Raw genomic sequence first — 12,108 nt, 5'->3', positions numbered from 1 at the left:
AAACAGATGAAAAGAATTAATTACATATTATTTTTAGGAGCTTCTTTGTTAGTAGCTAATGTAAAAGCACAAGAATATACCGATATCTTTCGTTATGGAACAGAAGATCTTACAGGAACAGCTCGTTTTAAAGCTATGAGTGGTGCTTTTGGAGCATTAGGAGGTGATTTTTCAGCTATTAATGTCAATCCTGCTGGGAGTGCTATTTTTAGTGGATCAGAAATTTCATTTTCTTTAACTAATAATAATCACAAGAGAAATATTACTTTTCTTGATAGAAGTAGTAAACAAACAAAAAATGATTTTAATCTAAATCATTTTGGAATAGTGCTTGTACTACCTAATGTTTCAGAAACTTGGAAAAAAATAAGCTTCGGATTTAATTATCTACAAACAAAAGTGTTAGATAATGATAAATTCTCTTATTCAGCCTATAATCGTCGAGGAATAGATAACTACTTTTTTGATTATGCTACAAATGGCAACAACGGAAATCCTTTTCCTTTAGGCACTTTTTCTGGTGGTCCCGACCGCGTTACAGCAAATAATCAAAGAGATATAGGAGAATTCTTCGCTACATTAGGTAAACGACAAGGTTATGCAGCTCAAATGGCTTATTTAGGAATTTTAAGTCAGGTGATATCTCCTAACTCTGGAGCTGCTACTGAAACTGCCTATCACGCAAATGGCGATGCTTTAGAACGATTACAGCTCTATGAAGTAGAGCGTTCTGGTTATGCTAATAAGTATAATTTCAACTTTGCCTCACAGTTGGGTGATTTTATTAACTTAGGGTTAAACTTGAATTTTCACAATATCAATGAAAAAGCTTTTTATAGTTTAAGAGATAATGATTTTCAAGCAGCTAATCCATTTTTGCGCTATGCAAATCATCAACAATATATCAATACAAAAGGAGAGGGCTTTTCATTACAATTAGGAACAATTATAAAAGCTACTGAAAATTTGCGTTTAGGAGTTAGTTACCAATCACCTACGTGGTATACAATGAAAGAAGAATCTCACCAAGAATTGAAAGCAACAGTACTCAATACAAATACTGGGAAGGAAATGGATACCGATATAGACCTTATAAATCGCTATGGTGATGAAATTTGGTACGAACGAGAATATAAATTCCGCACCCCCAGCGCTTGGACGGGAAGTATTGCTTATACTATAATGAAAAGAGCTATCCTGAGTGTAGATTATACTTATAAAGCTTATGAAAACCTGAAATACACAAGTAATAATATGAAAGGCTATAACACAGCTTTCAATAATGATTTAGGTGACACTTCTACTTTGCGCATAGGAGGAGAGTTCCGTATTCCTTTCCAACTGCTCAAAGATAATCCAGCAACTACTAACTATGTAAGCCTTCGGGCAGGTTATCGTTACGAGCAAAGTCCATATCGCAAAGCTATAGCTACTGTAGGTGACCTTACAGGTTATTCGTTTGGAGCAGGAGTTACTTTAGGTGGTATTCGTTTAGATGCCTCTTATGATATTGCTAAACAAACTAACCTATACCAAATGTACGATCGTGTACTTACTGATAATGCTCAAATCAAATCTACTTATGGTAACTTCTTGTTTACCTTTACTGCACAGCTCTTTTAATTAAATAAATTAGAATTACTTTTGTATCATATTGTAGGGGCGAATTGTAATTCACCCTTCAAAAAAGAGACGGTAATAAAAAATTGCCGTCTCATTTTTAGTATAATGAAATTACACAGAAACTTAGTTGATGCCGTGATAGAGGGGCTTACCTTTATCTTCAATGAAGGGCAATATGCCGATAAAGTAGTTGAAAAACAACTCAAAAAAGATAAACGTTGGGGCGCTCGCGATAGAGCTTTCATCGCCGAAACTATTTATGACATTGTGCGTTGGAAACGCCTCTATGCCGAAATTGCCGAAGTACACGAACCCTTTACAGTGCATAATCTGCGCCGTATGTTTGCCGTGTGGGCAACCCTAAAGAGTATTACTTTGCCCGATTGGGGAAATTACTTTGAGGATACCCCTGCCCGCCGTATCAAAGGCAAGTTTGATGAGCTTTCTAAGGTGAGAAAACTCCGCGAATCAGTCCCCGATTGGTTAGATACCTTGGGAGTACAAGAGTTAGGCGAAACCCTTTGGAATAACGAACTCCACGCTCTCAATAGTTTAGCACCTGTAGTGTTGCGTGTCAATACCCTTAAAACTTCTTTAGAACGCTTGCAACAGTTTTTACAACAAGAAGGAGTAGCTACTTATCCCTTGCGTGACTATCCTAATGCGTTGCAATTAGTAGAACGCGGCAATATCTTTAAAACTCAAGCCTTTGCCGATGGTCTCTTTGAAGTGCAAGATGCTTCCTCTCAAAAAGTTGCTCCTTTTATGATGATAGATAGCAACGTGAAGCGTGTAATCGATACTTGTGCTGGGGCAGGAGGCAAAACGCTCCATATAGCCAACCTATTGCAAAATAAAGGTCAGGTGATTGCAATGGATATCTATGAGCAGAAGTTGCAAGAACTCAAACGCCGAGCACGCCGTAATGGGGCTTTCAACATAGAACCCAAACTGATAGATCCTAAACAACTCAAGCGCTTGCAAAGCACTGCCGACCGTGTGCTTATCGATGCCCCTTGTAGTGGTTTGGGAGTATTGCGCCGCAACCCCGATGCCAAATGGAAATTGCGCCCTGAGTTTTTAGACGAGATACGCACTACCCAACAAGAAATCTTGCAACAGTATAGTAAATTACTCAAGAAAGGAGGCAAACTCGTCTATGCAACTTGTTCTATATTGCCGAGTGAAAACCACCAACAAGTAGAAAAATTCTTAGCTTCGGAAGCCGGAAAAGATTTTCGTTTAGAGGCTGAAGAAGTGATATTTGCACATCAATCAGGTTACGATGGCTTCTATATGGCAAGGCTCGCTTTTTAGGTATGTTGTAGGGGCTAATGGCAATTAGCCCTACTATTATAAACCTTTTGCGTCGCTACACTTTGCCAAAGTTTTAATTGCTCGTCGTGCTACGACCTTTGGCAAAGTTGATTGCCTTGATAATCAATTACTTTTAAAGTATCACAATATATTCACAAAATAATTCACCGTAAGGTGAAAATTCGTGAGATAATATAAAGCGAAGAGTTTTATACAGTCCCAAATTCGTGTAAATTCGCTGAAATTCGTGGGAGATTAAAAATATTTTGCTGATTGTTAAGTGATTAATTATATTGAACTCACGTTAATTACTTTTGTAAATTGGGATTGTTAGCAATTACTAAGTAAGTAACTTAGAGGCTTTAAGACTTTATAAAAGCTTGTTATTGCCTATATCATTATTTTGTTGTAATTTTGCACTCTTAAATAAAACGACTGAATGAAAAAACTCATTACATTACTGCTTATTGCTTTTGCAACTATAGCAAATGCTCAAATACACAACCCTGTAAAATGGAAAACAGCGGTTGAAAAAATCAACGATAACGAATATTATTTGGTAGCAACAGCTTCCATTGAGGCAGGTTGGAAACTCTACGGACAAAACATCCCGCCTAACGGACCTGTACCTACCTCCTTTAAATATACCCAAACGCCTACTTTTGAGTTAGTAGGAAAAACAGAAGAGTCTAAACCCATAGTAAAACACGATAAGGTGTTCGATATGGAAATTGCTTATTTCTATAAACAAGCAGTTTTCAAACAACGCATCAAACTGTTAGGCGAACTTACTTCTATCAAAGCTGAAGTTGAGTTTATGAGTTGTAACGATAGCAACTGTCTGCCTCCCGATACTGTGGATTTAGAATTTTTCCTTTCAGGAACAGCTACTGCTAATCAAGGGGCAACCCCTCAGTTTACTTTTGGTAATAACACCGATGCCAATAATACAGTTCCTGCAACTACTGTAAGCCAAACAACACCAAAAGTTCCTGCTACTACCCCTATCTCACGTCAAGGTCTGTGGACAATATTCTTTATATCTTTTCTTTCGGGCTTTGCTGCCTTGCTCACTCCTTGTGTCTTCCCTATGATACCTATGACAGTGAGCTATTTTACCAAACAGAGCAAAACCAAAGCTAAAGGAATCAAAAATGCTGTAATCTATGGAATCTCTATCATTGTGATTTATGTATTATTAGGTTCGGTAGTAACAGCTATCTTTGGGGCAGATGTGCTAAACGCTTTAGCGAGTAACTCCTTGTTTAATCTTATCTTTTTCTTGATATTGGTAGTATTTGCCATTTCGTTTTTAGGTGCGTTCGAAATCACCTTGCCCAGCTCGTGGAGTACTAAGATTGATGCCCAAGCCGACCGCAGTGGTTTTATCGGAATTTTCTTTATGGCGTTGGCGTTAGCCATAGTATCTTTCTCGTGTACAGGCCCTATTGTAGGTTCGTTATTAGTACAAGCAGCTTCACAAGGGGGTATAGCTCCTATTATGGGAATGTTTGGTTTTTCATTGGCTATTGCTTTACCTTTTGCCTTGTTCGCAGCCTTCCCTGGTTGGTTGCACTCCTTGCCTAAATCAGGTGGTTGGATGAATACTGTAAAAGTAGTATTAGGTTTTTTAGAATTGGCGTTAGCATTCAAATTCCTCTCCATAGCCGATTTGGTTTGGGATTTACATTGGTTAGAACGTGAGGTGTTTATCGCTATATGGATTGCCATTTTCGGAGCTTTATCGCTCTACCTTTTTGGAAAAATACGCTTGCCTCACGACGATGCTACCGACCGTATTTCAGTAGGAAGACTATTATTGGGGTTGGTAAGTTTATCCTTTACTGTATATCTTATTCCTGGTTTATGGGGCGCCCCTTTAAGTATTATCAGCGGGTTTCCACCTCCACAATATTACAGCGAATCTCCTTACGGTGTAGGGCACAAAGGCAATACTGCTACAACAGTTACCTCTTCTGAAGAATTGCCACAAGGTGCTCACTTATTCCAACCTTATGACATTGTAACCTTTAATGATTACCAGCAAGGATTGGAATATGCCAAACAAGTAGGGAAACCTGTGTTATTAGATTTTACAGGTAAGTCGTGTGTGAACTGCCGTAAGATGGAAGATAATGTATGGGGCAAACCTGAAGTACTGAACATCTTGAAAAATAAGGTAGTACTCATCTCACTATTAGTTGATGACAAAAACGAACTGCCCGAAAATGAAGTAAAACCTTCTAAAATACGAGAAGGTAAAATGATAAAAACAATAGGGCAAAAATGGAGTGAGTTCCAAGCCTTGCGTTACCATTCTAACTCACAACCCCTATACGTGTTAATGGGGCACGACGAACAAAACTTAGTACCCCCCGTAGGTTATACCCCCGACGTAGAAAAGTTTAGCTCTTGGCTACACAGCGGAATAAGTGCCTTTGGCAAATAATATCATTCAATGAAAAACAAACTCTACATACTCCCAATTCTTATAGGTTTAAGTTTGGCATTGGGGCTTATATTAGGTCGTCAGTTAGCGAACTTCTATATTCCCAAACCGCCTCCTCCCGTGCCTATGCCTATCACCGATATAGATACGGTACCCGAAAATCCTTATAAGGTAAAACTCGGTAAACTTATAGACTATATTGAGGAAGATTATGTGGATAAGGTAAATACCGATAGTATCGTAGATCTTACGATTAATAGCATTTTGCGCAAGTTAGACCCTCATTCTACCTATATCTCTAAAAACGATATTCAAGAGGTAGCCGAAACAATGAGTGGTAAGTTCGTTGGCGTAGGCATTAGCTTCTATATGTATAATGATACAATTGCTGTAATCAAACCTGTTGAGGGGAGCGATGCAATGCACAAAGGTATCCGCTTTGGCGACCGTATCTTGATGGCTGGACGTGATACGCTGTTTAAAAAACATTTAAACACCGATAAAATCAAAAATATCCTCAAAGGTGAAATGGAATCTAAAGTCGATTTGACAATCTACCGCAAAAGCAGTGATAGTATTTTCAAATTGTCTATAGAGCGTAAGTTTATCCCTATTAGGAGTATAGATTGCTTCTACAAGGTGAATGATACATTGGGCTATATTCGTATGAATCGCTTTGCCGAAACCACTACCGATGAATTTACATCTGCTTTGAAAGCCTTAGAAAAAGAAGGTATTAACAGTTTGATTTTAGACTTGCGAAACAATTCTGGAGGCTTTCTCAATGTAGGTATACAAATTGCCGATGAGTTTCTGCATAAAAACAAGATGATTGTATTTACTAAAAACAATCGCAAAGAAATTGAAGAAACTTATGCCACCGATGGCGGTCTTTTTGAAAATAAACCTCTATTCGTCTTAGTAAACGAAAATAGTGCGTCTGCCAGTGAGATTGTAGCGGGAGCTTTGCAAGATAACGATAGGGGAGTGATTGTAGGGCGCAGAACTTTTGGTAAAGGATTGGTACAAAGCGAAATGCCCTTACCCGATGGTTCAGCAGTACGTCTCACCACTGCCCGTTACTACACCCCTACAGGGCGTTCTATCCAAAAACCTTATAACTTGCGCCACCAGCGCCGAAGTTTTGAAATAGATGAAGCTTCTATCCCCGATTCATTGAAGTTTATCACTCCTAAAGGGAAAGTGGTATATGGAGGTGGAGGAATTTACCCCGATGTGTATGTCCCTATAGATATGAAACCCGAAACTTATATGGTGAACGAGGTACTCAATTCGGGGCTTACCAATTTCTTTCTGTTTGAGTATTTAGATAAACACCCATCACAAAACAGACGACCCTCTAAAGCGTATTTCATCACCGATTATAAAATATCAAAAGAAATGCTAAAAGCCTTTGCCGCTTTCTTGAAAAATAGGCGTATCCAAATAGATTTTAATAGAAATATAGCCGATATTTCCAAATATCTCAAAGCGAGTTTAGCCGAAATTTGGTTCAACGATAATGTAGCGGGGCTCATTCGCAATCAAAATGATTTTTACATAGAAAAATGTTTGTATTACTACAAAACAAAGCATACTAACGTTACTCCTCACAAATCAAAAACAAGAAGAAGAACTGCTAATCTATAAAAGAGTTTAAAAAATATATGAGCAAGAATTTAACATCACGTAGTGAAGACTATTCTAAATGGTATAACGAATTGGTTGTAAAAGCCGATTTAGCCGAAAGTTCAGGCGTGCGTGGCTGTATGGTAATCAAACCTTATGGCTATGCTATTTGGGAAAAAATGCAAGCAGAACTCGACCGTATGTTCAAAGAAACGGGGCATACCAATGCCTATTTTCCGCTATTTGTTCCCAAAAGTTATTTTGAAGCTGAAGAAGAAAATGCTGAAGGGTTTGCTAAAGAATGTGCGGTAGTAACCCACTATCGTCTCAAAACCGACCCTAATGAAAAAGGTAAATTGATAGTAGACCCCGAAGCTAAATTAGAAGAAGAACTAATTGTACGCCCTACTTCCGAGGCAATTATCTGGAGTACTTATAAAAACTGGATTCAGTCTTACCGTGATTTGCCAATACTCATCAACCAATGGGCAAATGTAGTGCGCTGGGAGATGCGCACCCGCTTGTTTTTGCGCACTGCTGAGTTTCTATGGCAGGAGGGACACACCGCTCACGCTACCAAAGCCGAAGCTCTTGAAGAAGCTGAAAAAATGATGAATGTCTATGCTACTTTCGTAGAGAACTTTATGGCAGTGCCTGTGATAAAAGGGCTAAAAACTGAAAGTGAGCGTTTTGCAGGTGCTGATGAAACATTTTGTATAGAGGCAATGATGCAAGATGGTAAAGCCTTACAAGCAGGAACCTCACACTTCTTAGGTCAGAATTTTGCCAAAGCCTTTGAAGTGAAATATGCTACCAAAGAAGGTAAACAAGAATACGTATGGGCGACCTCTTGGGGGGTCTCAACCCGCCTAATGGGTGCTTTGATTATGACTCATAGCGACGATAATGGCTTAGTATTGCCTCCTAAATTAGCCCCTATACAAGTGGTGATTGTGCCTATCTATAAAGGTGAAGAACAATTAGAGAAAGTGCGTACACACATTCAACCTTTGGTAGAAGAACTTAAAAGACATGGTATTAGCGTAAAATTCGATGATCGTGATACTCAATCACCAGGATTTAAATTCCACGAGTACGAACTTAAAGGGGTACCCGTGCGCTTAGCTGTAGGGCAACGCGATATAGAAAATAATACTTTTGAAGTAGCCCGCCGCGATACCCTTACCAAAGAAACAGTAACAGGTGATCAAATTGTAGCACATATCCAGCAACTATTAGAGGATATACAAGCTAATATCTATAGCAAAGCATTGGAGTATCGCAACACTCATATTACTGAGGTTAATAGCTATGATGAGTTCAAGGAATTGCTTGAAACCAAAGGCGGCTTCCTCTCAGCTCACTGGGATGGTACCCCCGAAACCGAAGAACGTATCAAAGAGGAAACTAAAGCGACAATACGTTGTATTCCATTGGATGCCAAAGAAGAAGCAGGTGTGTGTATTTACTCTGGTAAACCCTCTGCTAAACGTGTACTATTTGCTAAAGCCTATTAAAAAATGTAAAAAAAAATAATTATTGTGTAATTCTAAAATGTTGTATCTCAAACATTTTATAAAAAAGGTGTAAAATTTTTTACATTTTATTTGGTAGATATAAAAATAAGATTTATCTTTGCCTTATAAATTTTAACTAAAAACATTTATACGATGAAAAAAATCATTTTATCATTAGTGGCCGTATTTGCTTTTGGCATTGCTTCAGCTCAGGACGGCGATTTTGGCTTTAAAAAAGGTAACCTTTTTTTAGAAGGTAACTTTAAGATTCATTCTACCTCTGTAGGATCAACAAAAAGTAATACACTTACATTTACTCCACAAGCAGGGTTCTTCCTATCTGATAAATTTGCTTTGGGAGCAGGACTAATCATCACAAGTGAAAAACAAAAAAGTAATGGAAGCCAAACAAGTAAGAACACCTCTTTTGGTTTTGATGTTTTTGGACGTTACTACTTCCTTGAATTAGGAAAACGTTTCAAAGTATATGGTGAAGGAGCTGCGTCTTTAACCTTCCCTAGAAGACAGGGAGCAAGTGGTGATCCCAAAAGCAAATTCACAAACTTTGGTATTGGAGTAGGAGCAGGTGTTAATTATTTCGTAACGCCTAAACTTGCTATCAACTTTGTTTTAGCTGATGTGGTATCATTCAGATCTGAAAAACCTGAGAATAGTGAAGCTTCTAATCAATTTAATGTAAACATCAATGAGTTTAACAACTTCTTTGGAAGCCACGCAGCATTTGGTTTAACTTATATACTTTTCTAAAAGTATAAGGCTTACCTTAATAAATTTTTCAAAAAACACCTCTAAATTAATACTTTTAGAGGTGTTTTTTACTTTTATAGATACAACTTTCATTTATTTTTTGTATATTTGTAGTCGGAAAAAAAGATATAATAATATGAAAGCAAAACTATTATGGCTGTTATTGGTCAATATTACTTTGGCTACAGCCCAAGTTCAAGTGATTCCCGCTCAACTATATCAAAAAGTAGTAGAGCGTGGTTATGAAACTCAAGAAGTAGTTACGCGTTTAGCGAACTACTACTACAGTACTCATAACGAGGCGCAAGCACTTAAATACTACCAAAAATTGATGAGGGGGATAGGTTATCAATTAGAACCTATAGAGCATTATCGCTATGCTGTATTGTTGCAAAAAACTAATAAAAATAGCGAAGCTAAAAAGCAAATGAATATCTTTGATGATAAAATGCAATTGCTTTTTACTAAACACCCCAATACTACCCCAAATGATTTAATGGGATTAGTTACTGATGCCGAGAAAGGAACTGTAGTAGAGGGGGCACAAATCCTCTTGATAAATGCTGATGGCGAAACTCTCACCGATACTACCGATATAAATGGATTTTTCGTCTTTTCTGTTAATAAAATATATCCTAACTTCCAAGAAGCCTATATCGAAATACAAAAACCTAACTACGAACTGATGAGTCAGCCTATTGTTTTAACTACAGCTCAACAAAAAGTATATACCTTGTTCCCTAATGTTTTTGAGGTGAACAAAGGTGATAATCTCGCAAATATATTCAATATTGATAATATTCACTTCGATTTTGGTCATACTAATATCCGTAAAGATGCCGCTGTACAATTGGCTAAAATAGTCGCTTTTTTAGAAGAAAACCCGTCCTTAAATATCATTGTAAAAGTACATACTGATAGTAGAGGAAACGATAAATACAACAGAGAACTCACTGAAACACAAGCCAAATCTATTGAACAATGGCTTATCAAACAAGGGATTGCTTCCCATCGTATCACCGCCAAAGGTTATGGGGCTACCCAGTTGGTAAATGGTTGTGAAAAAGGGGTACCTTGTACCGAAGAAGAACATCAGGCTAATAAACGTGTAGAGTTTATCGTTGATTAAAAAATACTTGTTAAATATTGATAAAAAATATTTAATGTTTTTTGTTGTTTTGTTAATGAAAAATTCCTATATTTGCACCGTATTTATTAAATGATACGAGAAAATGTGTAGGAAAATGCAAATATTTATGAACACTCTACTGCTTTTCTTTTTAATAAGCACTGTTCATAGCCAGAATATTATCAATAAACTCACTGTTAATACATCTATTCATATTGCTATGTCAAAGTTTGCCACTCCTTTAGTGGTTGAAGTAAAAATACCTAAAGGAGAGACCTCAGTGGGCTTAAAAGTTTCTTTTCCCGAAGGGATAAGCTATTCAAAAATAGAAATACCTCAACAAGAAAAAACTTCTGTCAAGATAGAAAAAACAACAACTTCTACAGCTAATCAACCTATTTTTATAATTACAGCTGCCCCCGAAAGTGTTGTGAAAATTTTAATTCATAGAAATTTTAATAAACAAGTAAAAGCCAATGTAAATTATAGTGATGTAGTAGAAGCTATACTTGGAGGTAAAACAGTAGAAAAACAAACCTCAGAATTTTACCAGCTCAAATTCCCAAAATTAACCACAGCAATAGATCCTATAGAGGTAGGCTCCAAAGGAGAAAATAGAAGAGGATTGACTGTGAAAAATTTAGGTGAGGGTTATATAAAGGAGTTTTACCTGTCTATACAATATCCCGATAACATAAAAAACAAAGCTCTTTATTACAAAAAAGGACTTAACTACCACCTGCTCACTCCTGAAACAGCAGTCCCCAAAGAATTTGCTAAAAAAGGATTGTATTTGTACAAAATAAATGTAAAACTATTGAAAAAAGAAGAGGATGCTGAACTCTCTCTTGCTCAAGAATATGAGATTGATAATTGTTTTTCACCAACCCCTATACAATATCAAGTTTATTGGGGAAGTGATTTCTCAACTGAAGGTTTCTTTCAAGTTAGTGAAATAACTAAAAAGATAGTTTCTAACTATACAGTATTAAACAAATTGTCCTACCAAAAAGGAAAAATAACAGGAAAAATAACTGATGAAGTACTATATAAAGGCAAGGCTATAATAAATACAAAAGATAAAACATTCCAAACGGGTGAAAAATCGTATTTAAAAGTGCAATTACCTAAAGGTATTACTCCTATATTTTCATTAGGAGGTGTGAAAAAAGTATTTCAGTTACCAGAAGGGGTGGTAGAACATACTTTTTTGTTACCACAAGGAAAGAAGAAAAACGATTCTTTTGATTATACCTTAAAGTTGCAAACCAATGAAAAACTATCATTTGTACCTACCTCAAAAATGGTGTATTACACCACAGAAGAAAGTGGTAATGGAGCTTGCGAGGCTGCACTCCTCTATACCTCAATCAAAAAAGAAGTAATCATTCCTATAGACGACCCCTTATTGCACCCTATACAACTAACTGTCGTCAACGATACTTTCACTCATACCACAACGACTCACACCACCGTCTTAGGTAATATCCTCACCAACGATAGTTACAACACTCAATCGATAACCACAACGAGTGTTACTATCAGCACCACCACTGCATCAGCGAAAGTGCCTTACATTGCTACTTCTACGGGTGAAGTTGTCCTACCGGCAAATACTTCTGCAGGTATTTATACGTTAACTTACAGTCTTTGTGCCAAAGTAGCTCCTTATAATT

At 37.1% G+C, this 12,108-nt stretch carries 8 protein-coding genes; all 8 read left to right on the top strand.

The window, feature by feature from the left end; translation table 11 throughout:
* Positions 1-6 precede the first annotated feature (6 nt).
* Positions 7-1,623 carry an OmpP1/FadL family transporter gene (locus HMPREF9073_RS04410; RefSeq protein ID WP_034555380.1) on the top strand — a complete coding sequence of 539 codons (1,617 nt, stop codon included), beginning with the start codon at positions 7-9 and terminating at the stop codon, positions 1,621-1,623.
* Between the two features lie 105 nt (positions 1,624-1,728).
* Complete coding sequence (locus HMPREF9073_RS04405; protein WP_009412806.1) at positions 1,729-2,940, top strand: RsmB/NOP family class I SAM-dependent RNA methyltransferase; 1,212 nt, start codon at positions 1,729-1,731, stop codon at positions 2,938-2,940.
* A 439-nt stretch (positions 2,941-3,379) separates the two neighbouring features.
* The gene (locus HMPREF9073_RS04400; RefSeq protein ID WP_009412805.1) at positions 3,380-5,389 is read left to right on the top strand and encodes a thiol:disulfide interchange protein; all 2,010 of its coding nucleotides are present in this window, start codon (positions 3,380-3,382) and stop codon (positions 5,387-5,389) included.
* Positions 5,390-5,398: 9 nt separating this feature from the next.
* Positions 5,399-7,039, top strand: coding sequence for a S41 family peptidase (locus tag HMPREF9073_RS04395; RefSeq protein WP_009412804.1), 1,641 nt, complete (start codon positions 5,399-5,401; stop codon positions 7,037-7,039).
* A gap of 17 nt (positions 7,040-7,056) precedes the next feature.
* Positions 7,057-8,535 carry a proline--tRNA ligase gene (gene proS / locus HMPREF9073_RS04390; RefSeq protein ID WP_009412803.1) on the top strand — a complete coding sequence of 493 codons (1,479 nt, stop codon included), beginning with the start codon at positions 7,057-7,059 and terminating at the stop codon, positions 8,533-8,535.
* A 153-nt stretch (positions 8,536-8,688) separates the two neighbouring features.
* Entirely contained in the window at positions 8,689-9,303 is a 615-nt protein-coding gene (locus HMPREF9073_RS04385; protein WP_009412802.1) for an outer membrane beta-barrel protein, read from the top strand.
* Between the two features lie 136 nt (positions 9,304-9,439).
* The gene (locus HMPREF9073_RS04380; RefSeq protein WP_009412801.1) at positions 9,440-10,432 is read left to right on the top strand and encodes an OmpA family protein; all 993 of its coding nucleotides are present in this window, start codon (positions 9,440-9,442) and stop codon (positions 10,430-10,432) included.
* A 127-nt stretch (positions 10,433-10,559) separates the two neighbouring features.
* On the top strand, positions 10,560-12,108 hold a 1,549-nt coding region (locus HMPREF9073_RS04375; protein WP_157453489.1), incomplete at its 3' end, for a hypothetical protein.

The sequence above is a fragment of the Capnocytophaga sp. oral taxon 326 str. F0382 genome (assembly GCF_000318295.1).
GTDB classification, from domain to species: Bacteria; Bacteroidota; Bacteroidia; order Flavobacteriales; family Flavobacteriaceae; genus Capnocytophaga; species Capnocytophaga periodontitidis.
This window is presented reverse-complemented; position numbering and strand designations above follow the sequence as displayed.

Coding starts and splice junctions, on each gene's coding strand:
- proS (WP_009412803.1), top strand. CDS start 7,057: ATGAGCAAGAATTTAACATCACGTAGTGAAGACTATTCTAAATGGTAT.
- HMPREF9073_RS04405 (WP_009412806.1), top strand. CDS start 1,729: ATGAAATTACACAGAAACTTAGTTGATGCCGTGATAGAGGGGCTTACC.
- HMPREF9073_RS04395 (WP_009412804.1), top strand. CDS start 5,399: ATGAAAAACAAACTCTACATACTCCCAATTCTTATAGGTTTAAGTTTG.
- HMPREF9073_RS04400 (WP_009412805.1), top strand. CDS start 3,380: ATGAAAAAACTCATTACATTACTGCTTATTGCTTTTGCAACTATAGCA.
- HMPREF9073_RS04380 (WP_009412801.1), top strand. CDS start 9,440: ATGAAAGCAAAACTATTATGGCTGTTATTGGTCAATATTACTTTGGCT.
- HMPREF9073_RS04410 (WP_034555380.1), top strand. CDS start 7: ATGAAAAGAATTAATTACATATTATTTTTAGGAGCTTCTTTGTTAGTA.
- HMPREF9073_RS04385 (WP_009412802.1), top strand. CDS start 8,689: ATGAAAAAAATCATTTTATCATTAGTGGCCGTATTTGCTTTTGGCATT.